This window comes from Bordetella ansorpii, from assembly GCF_900078705.1.
Lineage (GTDB): Bacteria > Pseudomonadota > Gammaproteobacteria > Burkholderiales > Burkholderiaceae_B > Bordetella > Bordetella ansorpii_A.
The window spans coordinates 97,195-114,596 of record NZ_FKIF01000006.1 but is presented as its reverse complement, the minus strand read 5'-3'; the positions used below and the strand labels follow the sequence as shown (position 1 = coordinate 114,596).

16 protein-coding genes and 2 pseudogenes are annotated in these 17,402 nt (G+C 58.3%); 15 read left to right on the top strand and 3 right to left on the bottom strand.

The features are described from left to right. Positions 1–43 precede the first annotated feature (43 nt). The 9 genes from A6745_RS10905 (at position 44) to A6745_RS10860 (ending at position 9,385) form a co-directional block, all read left to right on the top strand. Complete coding sequence (locus A6745_RS10905; RefSeq protein ID WP_023657320.1) at positions 44–1,963, top strand: copper resistance system multicopper oxidase; 1,920 nt, start codon at positions 44–46, stop codon at positions 1,961–1,963. A 25-nt stretch (positions 1,964–1,988) separates the two neighbouring features. After that, on the top strand, positions 1,989–2,969 hold the full coding sequence (locus A6745_RS10900) for a copper resistance protein B (RefSeq protein ID WP_023086160.1): 981 nt from the start codon (positions 1,989–1,991) through the stop codon (positions 2,967–2,969). Positions 2,970–3,006: 37 nt separating this feature from the next. Further along, a complete protein-coding gene (locus tag A6745_RS10895) occupies positions 3,007–3,492 on the top strand; it encodes a DUF411 domain-containing protein (protein WP_006226241.1) in 486 nt (161 codons plus the stop codon). Between the two features lie 33 nt (positions 3,493–3,525). After that, positions 3,526–3,798, top strand: a complete 273-nt coding sequence (locus tag A6745_RS10890) for a DUF2933 domain-containing protein (RefSeq protein WP_008063316.1) — start codon at positions 3,526–3,528, stop codon at positions 3,796–3,798. A 154-nt stretch (positions 3,799–3,952) separates the two neighbouring features. Beyond that, positions 3,953–6,391, top strand: coding sequence for a heavy metal translocating P-type ATPase (locus A6745_RS10880; RefSeq protein ID WP_082853018.1), 2,439 nt, complete (start codon positions 3,953–3,955; stop codon positions 6,389–6,391). A 141-nt stretch (positions 6,392–6,532) separates the two neighbouring features. Beyond that, the gene (gene copC / locus A6745_RS10875) at positions 6,533–6,919 is read left to right on the top strand and encodes a copper homeostasis periplasmic binding protein CopC (protein ID WP_008063308.1); all 387 of its coding nucleotides are present in this window, start codon (positions 6,533–6,535) and stop codon (positions 6,917–6,919) included. 4 nt (positions 6,920–6,923) lie between these two features. Further along, positions 6,924–7,850, top strand: a complete 927-nt coding sequence (copD, locus tag A6745_RS10870) for a copper homeostasis membrane protein CopD (RefSeq protein WP_016445094.1) — start codon at positions 6,924–6,926, stop codon at positions 7,848–7,850. A 128-nt stretch (positions 7,851–7,978) separates the two neighbouring features. Then, the gene (locus A6745_RS10865; RefSeq protein ID WP_003090336.1) at positions 7,979–8,263 is read left to right on the top strand and encodes a CopK family periplasmic copper-binding protein; all 285 of its coding nucleotides are present in this window, start codon (positions 7,979–7,981) and stop codon (positions 8,261–8,263) included. 231 nt (positions 8,264–8,494) lie between these two features. Beyond that, positions 8,495–9,385, top strand: a complete 891-nt coding sequence (locus A6745_RS10860) for a LysR family transcriptional regulator (protein ID WP_066126805.1) — start codon at positions 8,495–8,497, stop codon at positions 9,383–9,385. A 4-nt stretch (positions 9,386–9,389) separates the two neighbouring features. Here the strand turns inward: A6745_RS10860 and A6745_RS27850 are convergent, their stop codons facing one another. After that, complete coding sequence (locus A6745_RS27850; protein WP_071659031.1) at positions 9,390–9,695, bottom strand: helix-turn-helix domain-containing protein; 306 nt, start codon at positions 9,693–9,695, stop codon at positions 9,390–9,392. Positions 9,696–9,802: 107 nt separating this feature from the next. Between A6745_RS27850 and A6745_RS27845 the strand changes: the two are divergent. Beyond that, a pseudogene (locus tag A6745_RS27845) lies at positions 9,803–10,366 on the top strand (LysR substrate-binding domain-containing protein); the annotation flags it as partial. 76 nt (positions 10,367–10,442) lie between these two features. Here A6745_RS27845 and A6745_RS10855 read toward each other — a convergent pair. Continuing rightward, positions 10,443–11,635, bottom strand: a protein-coding gene (locus A6745_RS10855) for an IS3 family transposase (RefSeq protein ID WP_109421512.1) whose coding sequence is annotated in 2 segments (ribosomal slippage) — positions 10,443–11,365 and positions 11,365–11,635 — 1,194 coding nt in all. Because the reading frame shifts where the segments join, the coding sequence is not laid out codon by codon here. A gap of 62 nt (positions 11,636–11,697) precedes the next feature. Here A6745_RS10855 and A6745_RS10845 point away from each other — a divergent pair. Then, positions 11,698–12,420 (top strand): annotated as a pseudogene (locus tag A6745_RS10845) (IS3 family transposase); the annotation flags it as partial. A gap of 51 nt (positions 12,421–12,471) precedes the next feature. On the opposite strand, the gene A6745_RS27840 reads toward A6745_RS10845, so the two are convergent. Beyond that, a complete protein-coding gene (locus tag A6745_RS27840; RefSeq protein WP_054500158.1) occupies positions 12,472–12,906 on the bottom strand; it encodes an EamA family transporter in 435 nt (144 codons plus the stop codon). Between the two features lie 206 nt (positions 12,907–13,112). Here A6745_RS27840 and A6745_RS10840 point away from each other — a divergent pair, with 206 nt between their 5' ends. From A6745_RS10840 to A6745_RS10825, 4 genes are all read left to right on the top strand, one after another. Further along, on the top strand, positions 13,113–14,312 hold the full coding sequence (locus A6745_RS10840) for a glycosyltransferase family 2 protein (protein ID WP_082853017.1): 1,200 nt from the start codon (positions 13,113–13,115) through the stop codon (positions 14,310–14,312). 106 nt (positions 14,313–14,418) lie between these two features. Beyond that, positions 14,419–15,072 carry a VTT domain-containing protein gene (locus A6745_RS10835; RefSeq protein ID WP_054447325.1) on the top strand — a complete coding sequence of 218 codons (654 nt, stop codon included), beginning with the start codon at positions 14,419–14,421 and terminating at the stop codon, positions 15,070–15,072. A 44-nt stretch (positions 15,073–15,116) separates the two neighbouring features. Continuing rightward, on the top strand, positions 15,117–15,824 hold the full coding sequence (locus A6745_RS10830; RefSeq protein WP_054500160.1) for a response regulator transcription factor: 708 nt from the start codon (positions 15,117–15,119) through the stop codon (positions 15,822–15,824). Further along, a complete protein-coding gene (locus A6745_RS10825) occupies positions 15,824–17,107 on the top strand; it encodes a sensor histidine kinase (RefSeq protein WP_054447324.1) in 1,284 nt (427 codons plus the stop codon). The genes A6745_RS10830 and A6745_RS10825 overlap by 1 nt, the downstream gene beginning before the upstream one ends. Positions 17,108–17,402: the final 295 nt, after the last annotated feature.

The window sequence follows — 17,402 nt, the reverse complement described above, 5'->3', positions numbered from 1 at the left end:
CGTTTAGAACGACTTCCGAGTCATCTATGGAGGATTTCAGGCCATGCCGCCTCGTTCACCCTTTTTTATCGTGCCCACACAGGGCCTTTCTCGTCGGCGTTTCGTCCAAGGGTTAGCCGCCGGCGGCGTTCTCGCTGGGCTGTCCACGCCGGCGTTCAAGGCATTTGCCCAGCAAGGCTCCGCGACGCGCGGTGCCGCCCCTGTGCTGAAGGGCACCGAGTTCGACTTGGTGATCGCCGAATCGCCCGTGAACTTCACGGGCAAGCCAGGCGTGGCTACGACCATCAACGGCTCGCTGCCGGCACCGACATTGCGTTGGCGCGAGGGTGACACCGTCACAATCCGTGTAACCAACAAGCTGCGTGAAGCCACATCCATTCACTGGCACGGGATCATCCTGCCGTATCAGATGGATGGCGTGCCGGGCATCAGCTTCAATGGCATCGCTCCCGGCGAGACCTTCACGTACCGCTTCAAGGTTCAGCAGAGCGGCTCCTACTGGTACCACTCGCACTCCGGCTTCCAGGAACTCACGGGCATGTACGGGGCGATCATCATCGACCCCGCTGGCGCCGAGACCATCCACGCCGACCGTGACCACGTGCTGCTGTTCTCGGATTGGACCGACGAAGACCCGATGCGGGTGTTCACCAAGCTCAAGTCCCAAAGCGACTATTACAACTACAACCAACCTACCGTCTTCGACTTCTTCCGGGACGCCTCGCGCGAAGGCACGGCCGCTGCGATCGACAAGCGCAAGATGTGGAACGAGATGCGGATGAATCCGACGGATCTCGCAGATCTGTCTGCCGCCACGCTGACCTATCTGGCCAACGGCGTCACCCCCGCCGGCAATTGGACGGCGCTGTTCCGACCGGGTGAGCGCGTGCGGCTGCGCATGGTCAACGGTGCGGGCAACACCTTCTACGACGTACGCATTCCAGGACTGAAACTCACGGTGGTGCACGTCGATGGTGTTGACGTGGAGCCGGTGACCGTCGATGAGTTCCGATTCGGTCCTGGCGAAACCGTCGATGTGATCGTCCAGCCACGGGATGACGCTTACACGATCTTCGCCCAGGCGATGGACCGGACAGGCTACGCGCGTGCCACGCTGGCCGTGCGTGAAGGTCTTCAAGCTCCCGTGCCTGCCCTCGATCCGGTCGAATGGCTGACCATGAACGACATGATGGGCGGCATGATGGGGGGCATGGACCATGGCGGGTCCGGCCAGGCCATGGAGATGACCGGGATGACCGGGATGACCGGGATGACGGGCATGACGGGCATGACCGGGATGACCGGGATGGGCTCGGGTTCGATGTCCGGGATGGATCATGGGGCGATGGCAGGCATGAATCACGGCGCCATGAACCACGGTGGCATGGCGATGGATCACAGCCAACACGCCGCGGCGGCGGGGGGACTGGCCGTGCCCAGCACTACTGCTCGCCACGCTCGCACCGAGTATGGTTCCAGCACGGACATGCGCGTTGACATGGCGCGCACCAACCTCGATGACCCCGGCATCGGACTGCGCAACAACGGTCGGCGCGTGTTGACCCTCGCGGATCTGCATACCCCGTCGGGGCCGTTGGACAAGAGAGGCCCTGGTCGGGAGGTCGAACTGCACCTCACGGGCAACATGGAACGCTACGCATGGTCCCTGGACGGACTGGAGTTCGGAAAGTCCACGCCGGTGCACTTCAAACACGGTGAGCGGCTGCGGGTCATTCTGCACAACGACACCATGATGACCCATCCCATGCACTTGCACGGCATGTGGAGCGAGCTGGAAAGCCCCGACGGTCGCTTCCTGGCGCGCCGCCACACCCTGCCGGTGCAACCGGCACAACGCATCAGTTTCCTGGTGACAGCCGACGCGCTCGGCCGCTGGGCTTGGCACTGCCACCTGATGTTCCACATGGATGCCGGCATGTTCCGCGAAGTCGTGGTGTCTTGAACCCAGCGCACAAGGAAGACCAAGAATGTCCAAAGCACTCCCCACTCGCGCACTGGCCACGACGCTCCTGGCCCTGGTAAGCGTCGCCGCCCAGGCACAAGCACAGAACGACCATGCAGCGCACGGCCAGACCGACGCTCAAACGGCCGCGCCATCCACTCAGACCGTGCCTCCTGCCGCCGATCCGCACGCGGGTCACGCGGCGCCGGCGAGCGGCTCCACCGCAGCCCCGGCCATGGATCACGGCAACATGCAGATGCAGGGCGGGTCGGCGCCTCCTGACGCCCGCGATCCGCATGGCTACTCCAATGGCCTGACATTGGGATCGGGCGACTACGCCGTACCCGGTGTGCCGCGGCTGATGCTGGCCGACGAACACAGGTTCTTCTCGTTGCGCGGCGAAACCCTGGAACGCCGCTTCACGCGCAAAGGGGACGATTCCACGGCCTACGACCTCCAGGCTTGGTATGGGACGACCTACAACAAGGCCGTCGTGAAGGCCGAAGGCGATATCGCCAAAGGAAAGCTCGAAGAATCGCGTACCGAGCTTCTCTGGGGGCACGCCGTCGCACCGTACTGGGACACCCAGCTCGGCGTTCGGGTGGATAACGGAGAAGGCCCGAGCCGTCAATGGTTGGCTTTCGGCATCCAGGGCCTCGCCCCCTACTGGTTCGAGCTGGAGGCGACGGGCTACGTGGGAAGTGGCGGACGTACGGCGCTGCGTGTCGAAGGCAGCTACGAGCTGCTGCTGACCCAGCGACTGATTCTGGAGCCTCGTGCCGAATTGCAGTTCTATGGCAAGGACGACCCGGAACGCGGTATCGGCAAGGGCTTGGCCGAAGCGTCTGCTGGCTTGCGCCTGCGCTATGAATTCAGTCGCCAGTTCGCCCCCTACATCGGCGTGGAACGGGCGGGCAGCTTCGGACGCACAGCGGACTATGTGCGTGCCGAAGGTGGCCGCGCGCAGCAGACGCGCTGGGTGGCTGGCGTGCGATTCTGGTTCTAGAACCTTGTGGGTTTGATCATCTGATGAGAGGCAATCTATGAACATGCACTACGACAGAAGCCAGGGCAAAGTGCCGAGACGCCAAGCATTGATCGCTGGCTTGTTGGTGATGGCACTCGCAGGACCGAGCCTGGCGCAGAGCCGACCGATCGCCAAGGTGTGGAAGGACCCGAGCTGCGGTTGCTGCAAGGACTGGGTCTCACACCTGCAAGGCGCAGGCTTCGATGTGCAGGTTCTTGACACCGGGAACACGGCAGCGCGCACGCGGCTGGGCATCCCGCAGAAGTACGGTTCGTGCCACACGGCGCAGATCGGCGGCTATGCCATCGAGGGTCATGTGCCTGCCTCGGACATTCAACGCTTGCTGCGCGAAGCCCCGCAGGCCATCGGCCTCGCGGCGCCGGGCATGCCGGTCGGTTCGCCCGGCATGGATGGTCCGGCCTATGGTGGACGCAAGGACGCCTACGACGTGCTGCTGATCGGGAAAAACGGTAGTAGCACGGTCTATCAGTCGCATCTCTGACCATCCATCAACTCTTTTCCGTGGAGATATGCCATGCAGCATCAGCACACACAGACCCCCAGCGATCGTCCCCGGTTCTGGCGATCGCGCTACGGCGTGGCGTTCCTCATCATCGCCGCTGTCGCCGCGTATTTCCTGCTCAAGGAGCACACGGCACATGTTGCCGGCTATCTCCCCTTCCTGCTGCTGGCGGCTTGTCCGCTGATGCACCTGTTCATGCACCGTGGTCACGGCCACGGCGGACACGATCATGCCGCGCGTCAGGGTGAGGAAGGTGCCGCACCCGCCAAGGAGCAGAAGCAATGAGTCGCGTGCTCGCACAGTGCGAGCACGCGACGCCGCGCTTGTCTCCTTGCGCGCCTGCGGCCTGCTGCGATCACCAGACACCAACGGTTAACGGCGGAGGGCACTTGTCACTATGAATTCACCCAGCAAGTCTTCAGGACATGAGCACGCAGGCATGGCGGCGGGTGCCACAACGTCCGGCCCGCATAAGCACCACCATCACGCCAGCCATGCCGGCAGTGACGACGCGGGCGGGTCCTCAAGCCACTCGCAGCCCGATGCCGCGACGCGCGATCCGGTGTGTGGCATGGCGGTCACGGCGGCGTCGGAGCACCGCTCCACGCACTTGGGGAACACGTACTTGTTTTGCAGCACCGGATGCAAGGCCAAATTCGACACCGATCCGGCGCGATATGCCAGCGGTGGCGCGGGCATAGGCACAGGCAGCGGCCATGCGCCGCATCACCATGCCAGCACCGCAGTTTCACCGGCCCCGGCGGCATCGCCAACCGCACCCGGAACGATCTACACCTGCCCGATGCACCCGGAGATCCGCCAGGATCATCCGGGAACCTGCCCCAAGTGCGGGATGACGCTGGAGCCCCTGCTGCCCGACCTCGACGACGACAACCCGGAGTTGCGTGACTTCTCGCGTCGCTTCTGGTGGACCTTGCCGTTGACGCTCGTGGTTCTGGCGCTGGCGATGCTGGGTGAGCGGCTGCACCTGATGGACATGGCCACGCAGAGCTGGGTCGAGTTGGTGCTGTCGTTGCCGATCGTGCTGTGGGCCGGCTGGCCCTTCTTCTCCCGCGGCTGGCTGTCCGTGGTCAACCGCAGCCCGAACATGTGGACGCTGATCGGCCTGGGAACAGGTGCGGCATTCATCTACAGCGTCGTGGCAACCGTTGCGCCAGAAGTGTTTCCGGCATCCTTCATGTCCATGGGACGGGTCGGCGTGTATTTCGAGGCCGCCGCCGTCATCATCTCGCTGACACTGCTCGGCCAGGTGCTGGAACTCAAGGCGCGCTCCCAGACTTCGGCGGCCATCAAGTCGCTGCTGGGGCTGGCGCCCAAGACCGCGCGGCGCATCAATGCGGACGGCAGCGAGGAAGACGTGCCGCTCAGCCATGTGCACGTCGGCGATCTGCTGCGCATCCGACCCGGCGAGAAGGTGCCGGTGGATGGCATCGTGCACGAGGGCAGCAGCTCGATTGACGAATCCATGCTGACCGGCGAACCGCTGCCCGTAAGCAAGCGCGCGGGCGACAAGGTCATCGGGGCCACACTCAACACCAGCGGCGCGCTGGTCATGCGTTCGGAGCGGATCGGCTCGGACACCGTTCTGTCGCAGATCGTCCAGATGGTCGCCCAGGCGCAGCGTTCCAAGGCGCCGATGCAACGCATGGCCGATGTCGTTGCCGGCTACTTCGTGATGGCCGTCGTTGCCATTGCGGTCACGACGCTCTTTGTATGGGGATTCTTCGGGCCGCAGCCCACCTGGGTCTATGGACTCATCAATGCGGTGGCCGTTCTGATCATCGCCTGCCCGTGCGCGCTGGGTCTGGCCACGCCGATGTCGATCATGGTCGCAACGGGCCGTGGCGCCACGCAGGGCGTGCTATTCCGCGATGCCGCGGCGATCGAGAATCTTCGCAAGGTCGATACCCTCGTCATCGACAAGACAGGAACCCTGACCGAAGGCCGACCTGCTTTCGATCAGGTCGTCGCAGCACGCGGCTTTACGAACGATGAGGTGCTGCGTCTTGCGGCCAGCCTGGACCAGGGCAGTGAACACCCCCTGGCCGACGCCATCGTGCAGGCCGCGCGTGCCCAGGGCCTCCAACTCGTGAAGCCTCAGAGCTTTGAATCGGGAACCGGCATCGGCGTGCGCGGAAAGGTTGAGCACCGGCAACTGGCGTTGGGCAACACAGTGCTGATGGAACAGTCTGGCGTATCGGTGGAACCGCTCGTACCCCAGGCCGAAGCTCTGCGCGGCGAAGGGGCAAGCGTCATGTACTTGGCTGTGGACGGGCAGCTCGCGGGCTTGCTCGCCGTATCCGATCCGGTCAAGGGCAGCACCCCCGAGGCCCTGGCCGCGTTGAAGGCTGCGGGCCTGCGGGTCATCATGGCCACCGGGGACGGGCAGACCACCGCCAAAGCCGTCGGTGCACGCCTAGGCATCGACGAGGTGCATGGTGAGGTCAAGCCGGCGGACAAGCTCATGTTGATCGAGCGGCTGCAGAAAGAAGGACGCATCGTCGCCATGGCCGGAGACGGCATCAACGACGCGCCGGCCTTGGCGAAGGCAGACGTGGGCATCGCCATGGGAACGGGGACCGACGTGGCGATGAACAGCGCCCAGGTCACGCTGGTCAAGGGCGACCTGCGTGGCATCGCTGTCGCTCGCACGCTCTCGGTGAGTACCGTGCGCAACATGAAGCAGAACCTCATGTTCGCCTTCCTCTACAACGCGCTGGGCATCCCCATCGCCGCCGGGGTTCTCTATCCCCTCACGGGCTGGCTGCTGTCGCCGCTGATCGCAGCATTGGCGATGAGCCTGAGTTCGGCGTCGGTCGTTGGCAACGCCTTGCGCCTGAGAGCGAGCCGACTGTGACCGGATTTTCTTTCTGAACCTACAGGAGCCTGCTATCGCCCAGCGAACCGTTTCTTTCGTTCCACGCCGTTGCGAAGGTGCAAGCCTTATCTCGGCACTTCGTTCTTAAACCACTCCTCACACATCAAGGTAGAAATCTCTATGACCCGTTCACATTTCATCGCCAAGCTCGTCGCGCCGATCGCTGCTGGTCTGTTCGCCACCGCCGCATTCGCGCATCCTTCGCTGGTGTCTTCAACGCCAGCCGACAAGTCGCAGGTTTCCGCGCCAGCCACCATCGAGCTGAAGTTCTCCGAAACGCTGGTGCCGCAGTTCTCCGCCGCGAGCCTTGTCATGACTGGCATGCCGGGAATGGCGAGCCATGGCCCGATGAAGATCAACGCCAGCGTCGCGGGTGCCGGCGACGGCAAGACCATGGTCATCACGCCAGCACAGGCGCTCCAGCCCGGCGACTATCGCGTCGAATGGCGTGCCGTCTCCTCGGACACGCATCCGATCACGGGTAACGTCACCTTCAAGGTGAAGTAAGCCCATGGCCGGGGATTGGTTGACCATCGTCCTGCGCCTGGCGCTTTATCTGGACCTGGCGGCGGCGTTTGGCGTCGCCATGTTCGGACTCTATGCTTTGGGCAACGACGAGCGATCCTCGACGATCTCGCGCCGCTATCGCGTCCTCATTGGCGCATCCGCTGCCATCGGCATTGCCCTGTCGATGTGGGGCATGACGGTCATGGCCAAGGCCATGTCCGGCGCCCAAAGCTACGCGGAGCTGTCAACGCACGTTTTCGACATGCTCATTACGGGCACGCACATGGGCATCGCCTGGTGCATTCGCATCCTCGCGCTGTTGGTGTGTGTGCTCGTCGCAATGTTGAAATTGAACGCTACCTTGCGATTTGCAGTGATGGCGCTCTCCACCGGCGTGGCGCTGGCGACCCTTGCGTGGGCAGGCCACGGCGCCATGGACGACGGCGTTCGCGGCTACATCCATCTTGCGTCGGATATCACCCACCTCTGGGCAGCGGGCGCTTGGGTGGGCGCATTGTTGGCGTTCTTGATGCTGGCATCCCACAAGCGGGATGTCGCGCAAGACCCGGTAGCGGTCCTCAGTCGGACGTCGAATGGCTTTGCTCGCATAGGTACAGCGATCGTGGCTGCACTCGTCGTGAGTGGAACTCTCAATTACCTGTTGATCGCCGGACCATCGTTTGATCCGCTCATCTCGACGCTGTATGGCCGGCTGCTGATGGTAAAGCTCCTGCTTTTCGCAGGCATGCTGGCGTTGGCTGCTGCCAATCGGTATCGGTTGAGCCCGAGCCTGGAGGCAGCTTTGAAGGCAGGCAATCGCGCACAGGCAGTCATCAAGCTTAGGCAGAGTCTGTTCACGGAGGCAACCTTGGCCGTTTTGGTTCTGGCGAGCGTTGCATGGCTTGGCATCTTGTCTCCCACTGGAACCTAATCCTTCATGGGCGGCAGATGACAGCGCATGAATTGAATGTAATGCACGGGTAAGCCCTCTGTAGACCGCCTGCTTCTACATTTAACGACGCGGCGCAAGTTGTCGTCGTTTTTACAAAGGAGTCGATCATGAAATCGCAAATTGTCATTGCCGCCCTGTTGAGCGCTCTCTCCGTGCCAGCCTTCGCCGGTCATGCAGCAGCCCAAGCAGCCAAGGAGATGGTTCCCTTGGCTGACGGGGGAACGCTGTACATCTTCAAGGACGGAAAGATGGCACAGGAAAGCCGCTTCGGGCGCGCCGTCTATCTCAATGTCGGGGCTTCGGTGTCGACGAAGGATGGGCGCAACATCGCGATCACCAGCAATGAAGTCGCTCGCCTCGGGTCGCTGCTACAAAAAGAGCACGGCGGATGACGCCGCGGGTGCGCGGTGCTTTTCAAAGCTTCTGCACAGTGTGACAGAGACGCGCGCCCTGATTGGGCGCGCGCGCTTTGGACGCGTCACGAGCAACCACGAGCGCTCAAGATGCCAGTTTTTGCGATGTCAAGCGCATCAACTTCCCTGGAATGGATCCAGTCTCCCCATCCACCGTGATTCGTCCACGGGACATCTGGCGCGAAGGAGAACCTGCGAGGAGCCCGATTTATGGAGTTGCGTCATCTACGATGCTTTGTCGTCTTGGCAGAGGAGTTGCATTTCACGCGGGCGGCCGAGAGGCTGCACATAGAGCAACCCCCCTTGTCTCGCGCGATCAAGGAATTGGAAGATGAGCTTGGGGTCACGCTGTTTGACCGCGACCGCAGGGGCACACGGCTGACCGTGGCGGGGGCGGCATTCTTGCAGGACACCCGCCGACTCTTCACTGTCCTGGAGCAAGCGCGTGAGAATGCCAGAGCCATTGCCGCGGGCCTGAGGGGCAGCCTGCGCATTGCAATTTCCGATGGTGCGATGGACCCACGACTATCGGCGTTCCTAGCTCGTTGCCACGCGGAAGAGCCCGAGGTCGAGATACGTCTCTCCGAGGTACCGCTGACCGAGCAGATACGGGGCCTACGGTCTGGCGACTTCACGATCGGATTTGCACACGCGGCGGATGTTGGCGAAGGCATCGTGGCTGAACCGATCTGGCGAGACCCGATTGTGATCGCCGTGCCAGCGCGGCACTCGCTTCTTGCGCACAAGCAAGTTCCGCTCAACGAACTTCAGGGTCACCCACTGGTTCTGTGCGACAAACTGGCCTGCGAAGGCTACTGCCGAGAACTAAATCGGCTGCTACAGGTTCTGGAACACAGGCTCAACGTTGTCGAAGAAGTGTCGTCGCTGGACATGATGCTAACGCTGGTCGGCGCAGGCTATGGGATTGGTTTCATGACAGCGACCAAGATTCCCATCAGCCAGAGGCCGGACGTGGTGATTCGCCCTCTGGCGCAGGACACGGCGGTAATCACAACCTATCTGCTTCGGCCAGAAAGCAGCAACTCATCGGTTTCACTGGATCGCTTCATCGAACGTCTGCGAGGACCTCCGGATGACTAAAGCGTCAATGCCTATCTGAATCGTGCGCCGCGGCACGAAGATTGCGTTCTGCTGCGCTGACGAGTTCCGCAGCACTAAGCTTGAGTCCGGCGGCGATTCTTAAGATCAGAGCGAGAGTGGGCATGTGCTCCCCACGCTCTATTTTGCCCATGTGCGATCGCTCGATCCCTGCTTTCGCAGCCAGTTCTTCCTGAGCAATACCTTGCGTCAGGCGGGCGACACGAACGGCCGCTCCGAATGCCAACGCTGGCTCGGCGTCGAAAGTGGTAGTGCCTGGGGGACGGCCTCGTCGGACAGTTCGCTTCTCCATCCTTGGAAGCGTCGAACAGCCCCGACAATTTAACCACGTTAAGTTTAACTCAAACTAGCTATCATGAAGACTTTCCATCCTTGTCTTATCGCTTCTTGGGGCCTCTCATGCACGACGCCACCAGCCCACGCCCACAGCTCAGGCTCGCCATAGCGCCTGGTGTGGCCTCTTCGAACCTAGCTGCATTGCTTGCCCTGCAGCGCGCGGAGGAGCCCGATGTTTCTATGGAATTTAATGAGGTTACGACGAGCGATCTCATTACAGGCCTCTACAAACGGCGCTTCGACGTCGGCCTTTCTCTGAAGCAGGTGAGCGATTCTTCGCTGAAGAGTCTTTCTCTTTGGTTTGAGGCGACAGCTCTTGCCACGCCGCTGCGATACCCACTGCTCCGGCAGCAGTCAATCAGAATAGATGAACTTAAGGAGCACTCCGTGTTTCGATGGAAGGCCGAATATTCTCCTTCGCTGGACCAGTACCTGTCCTCCATGTCATCAACGGAAAGGCCAAATGTCCAGCATGTCAGTTCTTTTGAGATGTTGTTGCTCTGGGTCGCAGCTGGATATGGCGTAGGGATTTCTTCGCGATCACGCATTGAAACCGCTAGCCAGTGCGGAATCTGCACGCGTCCAATAGCCGATGGCCCCTACGAGGTCATTACGCACCTGCAGCGACTCTCGGGACAGACGAATCTTGTAGCTGATCGATTTGTGATATTGCCCCCGTTTCTCGTAGTCCTTAGCCTCGGGTTCAGGCAGCGACCTTATATTGGCTCGCATGCCAGCGTTCTTCATATTCCATCGGACTCGTATAGCCCAATGCCGAATGCAGTCGTCGGTGGTTATAGAATGTTATCCAGTCCATCACAGCAGCCGTAGCGACTCGGTGGGAAGCGAATTTCCGCCCCTCCAAACTCGCCAGCTTGAGGCGGGCCCAGAAGCTTTCTATCGGGGCGTTATCCCAACAATCCCCCTTCCTGCTCATTGAGGCACGTATCTGCCGGGTGCGCAATATTTGCTGGAACTCATGGCTGCAATATTGACTACCTCTGTCGCTATCGAATATCAGCCCAGGCGCCGGCAGTCTGCGCAGGTACGCCATTTCCAGGGCATCCTTCACCAGGCTGGTCTGCATGTGGGGCTTGATGCTCCATCCTACGATCTTTCGACTGAACAAGTCGAGCACGGTCGCCAGATACAGCCAACCCTGCTCTGTCGGCAAATACGTGATGTCACCACACCAGATCTGATCTGGTGCAGGAGGATTGAATTGCCGCTGTACCAGATTCGGGGCCACCGGCAGCGCATGCTTGCTGTCGGTCGTGGAAGCATACTTGCGTTTGACCCTGCCACGCACGCCATGGGCTTGCATCAGCAGCCGCACCCGTTCCTTGCCTACACGCAGCCCTCGGCGACGCAGCTCCTGATGGATTCGTGGCCAACCATATTCCCCCTTGACCTCGCGGTGGATGGCTCGGATGTGAACCAACACCCGCTCATCCGGCAGCCGCCTGCGCGTCGGTCCGCCGCAACAGCGCTGCCAACCGTAGTAGCCGCTCTCACTGACTCCCAGCACCCGGCAAATCGCCCGGACAGGCCAGTGGCCCTTCATTTCTTGAATCCAGGCGTACTTTGCAGCGTGTCCTGCGCAAAGTACGCCGCGGCTTTTTTTGCTATATCGCGCTCCATCCTCAGCTGCACGACCTCCGCCCGTAAACGGGCAATCTCCATTTGCTCGGCCGACACAGCACCGGGAGCCGTCGTCGGTGTTGCGACGACACCCAGCTCACCGCGTTGTTGCTGGCGAACCCAATTACCTAAACTGGCCTTTGGGATGCCCAGCGAGCTGGCCACCGAGCCCACAGACGCCCCCGCCAGCACCTGCCGGACACTTTCCTCTTTGAATTCCTGCGTGTACCTTGCACGCCTTCTCGAATCTGACATTCCTTGCTCCTTCTTTCCAATTTAACTGGAACTAAGGACTCCGTCATTCGGGGGCAAGCTCATATCGGTACGTCGCCAAGATCGACGCCGAGAACGAGGAGATCGCAAACTGGCTGCTTCGCCTGACGGACAACCACCGCAACTGGGGCTTTGGGTTGTGCTTTCTGTACCTGCGTAATGTCCGCGGCTTCCGGTGGAACCACAAGCGTGTGTACCGGATCTACCGCGAGCTCGAATTGAACTTGCGGATCAAACCGCGCAAACGGCTGGTTCGGCAGGCGCCCGAGTCGTTGACGGTACCGTCCCAGGTCAACCAGGTGTGGTCGATGGACTTCATGCACGACCAACTTGCCGACGGACGTAGCATCCGAGTGCTGAACGTGATCGACGACTTTAACCGCGAGGCGCTGGGCATCGAGGTCGACTTCTCGCTGCCTTCAGAACGTGTGATTCGCACGCTCAAGCAGATCATTGGCTGGCGAGGAAAACCCTCGGCGATTCGTTGCGACAACGGTCCGGAGTACCTGAGTGCGGCCATTGTGCAGTGGGCAGGCACATGGGGCATCAAGCTCGAATATATTCAACCGGGCCGACCCCAGCAGAACGCCTACGTCGAGCGATTCAACCGGACCGTTCGCTACGAATGGCTGTCCCAATATCATTGGGACGATCTGGATCACGTTCAGCGTGTCGCCACGCAGTGGATGTGGTCCTACAATCACGAGCGCCCGAACATGGCACTGGGCGGATTTACCCCGAAACAGCGGCTCGCCATGGCCGCATAGCGTTCCTACTTCTGGCAAACGCTAAAAATGGGGGGATTACCCGTCGACGCGCTAGCGCTTGAAGGCAAGCAAAAGGACACCGCCGGCGACCATAGCGATACCGAACCATTCACGTAGCGACGGCCGCTCACCCAAGAATGTGAATGCAAACACGGCAACCAGGACTAGACTAAGCTTATCAACGGGCGCCACCTTGGAGGCGTCGCCTATTTTGAGGGCACGAAAATAACATACCCAAGACGCCCCTGTCGCCAGGCCAGACAATCCAAGAAATAGCCAGGTCTTGGGCGAAAGCTCTAGTGGATTGGCCCATTTACCCGTGTAAACCACGAACAAAGACAGTACAACGATAATTATCACCGTACGGATCAATGTGGCTAGATCCGAATCGACGTCTTGAATACCAATCTTGGCAAAAATGGCGGTTAGTGCCGCAAAAACGGCAGATAAAAGTGCCCAAAAAAACCACCCGGTAGATGTCGCCATATTTTCCAAACCTTGTAAGGCCCGTGGTGAACGGGCAGACACACAGCACCGCGCGGTTATGCGCCCGCTAGCGAGTTAATTCATGTGGGCAGGTACAAATCCAGCGGAGTGGCTACAACATTTTGATATTAAATTGATAAATAGTTGATAATTTCTTGTTTGTAACTGTTCTACCCTGCCGTATACGAACACAACGCAGGCGAGACATGTCACCCTTAAACCGTTCTCAAGCTACTGTCGGCATAAGCCAACGCCTTGACGGACAATCGATCCCGATAAGGCTGTGCCACTCCAAAGAAAATCCAAAGAATATATATTCAAGGTTTTCGTATGGGCCTAACGCTAGAACGGTCGTTCAGCGACCTCTCGTACATAGCGTCAAAGAAACAATCCTTACCTCGACAAAAACGCCAGAACTGGCGGAAACGATCCCGAACGATCATTCCGAATCCTCCAGCGAAGACAAGCTGGAATTGTCCATTGTCCTCCCCCTGCGCAATGAATCTGAGGTTATTGTCCAAATATACCGGCAACTAACAACGGTTATCATGCCACTGGAGATTCGCTATGAGCTGGTGTTCGTAGACGACGGTAGTAACGATAACACCATTGATGAGCTGTCGAACATTGCACGTGACGATCCGTTCGTTGTCGTGGTTGTCCTTACTCGCCATTTTGGGAAAGAAGCGGCCCTAGCCGCCGGATTGGCCGAAGCAAGCGGCCAAGCGGTCGTCATCATGGATGCGGACTTACAAGACCCCCCTGAACGTATCCCCGAAATGCTAACGGCATGGCGCGAGGGCGCCGATGTGGTGCACATGCGTCGCCAGCATAAGATCGCTAGCTCAACACTCGGACGGTTGGGGAGCCGTAGTCTTCACCGTATACTGGACGCGATCGGGGATGTGGGGATGCCCGAAAGCCGCGTCGACTTCATGCTTTATAGTCGAAAGGCTGTGGACGCCCTGAGTCTCGTGGTCCATCGAAAGCGGTATATGCAGGCAATGTTCGACTGGGTAGGCGCGAGCCAAATCGTCATCGAGTATGAGAGGCTGCCACGCGCCGCGGGTTACTCCAAATGGTGTCTCCCGACGTTTCTAGGATTCTACCCAGATGGCACCAGCAACTATCTCGATGCGATGCTGCGGGTCATGATGTCCCTCGGACTGTTAGGCACGCTAACCAGTCTGCTCTATGTTTGCTACAACATTATAAAAGCAACAGCGCTAGGTTCTCTTCCGGAGGTCAAACCAGTAGCAATGTCCAATCAAGTTCTATTCTGGAGCGTAGTGTTTTTTTTAGTTGGTGGTCTAGGAAAATCCATCAGCCGTGCGCGTTTTCATCCTAAACGTCCTCAATACTTGGTCAAGGAAGTTATGCGTTTTCATAGGCCCTCGTCGTTATAGTCGCTGCGAGAAGAAGACTCCGTCTTCGACACTTGGAACAAAACCGTAGGGTCGCTTTCTGACGCAACAGCCCTCCAACCACAATACTTTAACGATAAGATTATCTATGTTGAGCTTGATACTTGACTGGTTCCTTCATCTCGATACACACCTTGGCGCATTGGCCGCGAATCATGGAACCTTTGTCTACTTGGCGTTGTTTGCCGTGATTTTCATCGAGACCGGCATCGTCGTGATGCCGTTCCTTCCGGGAGACTCTCTACTATTCGTAGCCGGCGCATTAGCGGCGCAACAAGCTTTGGATCTTCCTATTCTGGTTCCATTTCTGGCTGTGGCCGCCATCGCAGGCGACACCGTGAACTACGCCGTGGGTAGTACGGTTCGCAAACGTACGGTCGATACAGCCCGGTTGCGCTTACTGAAGCCCGAGTATGTCGAACGGACGAATCTGTTTTTTGAGCGGCATGGTCGCAAGACTATCGTGCTTGCTCGCTTCGTTCCCATTGTTCGCACGATAGCACCTTTCATCGCAGCGTTTGGAAAGATGGACTATGGGATTTTCCTGAAATACAACATCATTGGAGCTCTCTTTTGGGTCGTCTCGCTTGTTGGCGCGGGTTACGCACTGGGAACCCTTCCCATTGTGAGCGATCACCTCAACACGATCTTGCTAGGTATCGTGCTGCTGTCTTTTCTGCCAGGCGTTATCAGTAAAATGAGACGTTCCATAGGGGCGAAAGAAAGAAAAGGAAACGCATGAACAACGGCTACACACTCAACAGAAAATCATACTAGATAACCGACATGTCTCTAGAGCACTCAATACGGATGCTAATCGTCGAGGATCACGCGGGTCTGGCCACCAACCTGCTAGAGTTCTTCGATAATAGCCGATATGTATTAGATTTCGCCTCCGACGGCCTGACGGCCATTCATCTGATCGCCACCAACGAATACGATGTCATTATTCTGGATGTCATGCTGCCGGGGCTGTCTGGATTTGAAGTGTGCCGCCGTATTCGGAGTGACATTCATTGCTCGACTCCAGTCATTATCATGACATCGAAAGATCAATTGCAAGACAAGGAGGAGGGCTTTACCGTTGGTGCGGACGATTACGTTGTCAAGCCATTTAATCTACGTGAATTGCAATTAAGAGTAGACGCACTATATCGACGCAAAGCTGGATTTTCCAGAACCCCGGAAATCGGCATCCCGGGAATCCACTTTAATCCCGGCACGTTTATGGTACGCACCGACAATGGAGAACAGCTCGAACTATCAGGCATAGCAGCACGCATTTTCGAGGAGCTAATCAGGGCGTACCCCAATTTTCTTTCGTACACTGAGCTTCAAGATCGGGTGTGGGGCGAGCGAGAAGTCGATATGAATACTCTGCGCACCCATGTGTACTCCCTTCGCAAGTTGCTGCAAGATACATTTCAATATCCAATGATCAAGACCATGCATGGACGTGGTTACAGACTTCTTACGCCACACCAAGATAGCTGATGCAACATAAGTCAATTTCCCGTCGGGTTTATCGCGCCATACTGGCAGTCAGTGTGGTCAGCATGGTCGTCATGGTCATGACCGTGCTGCTCGTCAACGAAGATCTTGAACACACGATGCTTGACGTGGAGTTCGCTCAAGAGCGCGACTTCATTCTCATGAACAATACGGGCGAGGACGTGCTGGTATGGGACACACCGAACCTGGCGGTGGTGTTCATCCCCTCGGGCAAGCCACGCCCTAAAGTCTTACCGCCCGTATTTCGTGGATTGCCCGACAACTATTCAGCGGAGATCAAGCTTGGGGCTGAAACCTATCTTGTGACAGTGAGCAAAGTTGAAACGGGTCTACTTTATGTTGCCAAGAACATCACGCACTTTGAAGATCGGGAAGCGCTGTTCGAAATAGCTTTGATCATTATGACGCTGGTCATTATCGCGTTCAGTTTGCTGCTTGCGGTATTGAGTAGCCGACGCATTGTTAGGCCGTTGAGGTTGTTATCCGAGCGGATAAGTCGTATTCCAGTTGGAGCTAACATGCCTCGGATGGAAACCGACTATGCGGATGCCGAATTGCATTCTATCGCGATGACATTTAATCGGTTCCTGGATGAACTTGAATCCTACGTACAAAGAGAACAGTCTCTCTTGAGTTTGGCCAGCCATGAATTGCGCACGCCAATCGCCGTAATGTCGGGTGCCATCGATATTCTGGAGCAGCGCAATCAGCTAACGCCTAACGACCAGGCCACGCTCGGGCGTGTACGCAGGTCGTGTGACGAAATGCGGGACAACGTTAGTATCTTGCTTAAGCTTGCTCGCCGCGCTTCCGCCGATCAAAATCAAGAAGTATTTGACGTAGACCTCGTTGCTCAGGAGGTAATCGAGGATCTGAAGATCAGTCACCATGCAGGAGAGCGTGTGACGCTCGACGCACAATCCCCATTGACGATCAATACGGATCCCATCATGGTGCGTATGTTGCTGCGAAATCTTATACAGAACGCCGTCCAGCATACCCAAAGCGACATACGTGTAACGATATCGGAAAACGCAATAGCAATTGAGGACCAAGGTTCTGGCCTCACCGCCGAGCAGCAAGCTATTCTTCGGGGTGAGAGAAAAATTGTATCCGACGGATCGACACTTACAGGATTAGGGCTCTATATCGTGACGCTGATGACCGAAAGGCTGGGCTGGCAACTAGATATCACGCAGAACGACAACAATGGCACGAGAATCCTCCTAAATCCGAAGGGCGGCGCCATGGGCGTCCGAAACTGAACAGTACGCTGCCAATCCGTCCATGCGTATGACGGGTCGCTCTTCAAGGATGCACTGAAGTTGCCTACACATATTGGACTTTGTGGGGCGCCCCGCCTGCCTTTCATCGTCTGTCATCTCCGAGCCTAGGAACTTCGGTTGGCACCATCATACAAAGACCTCCTGATAGCTCATGCAAGAGTCTGCCTTCCACAGCCAACAAGATCAATTTGATGAAATTTTGATTTTTTCTTGATGAATTCTTGTTGTCGCTCCTTGTACTCTTTTCGGTAGATTTACCATAACCTCAACATGG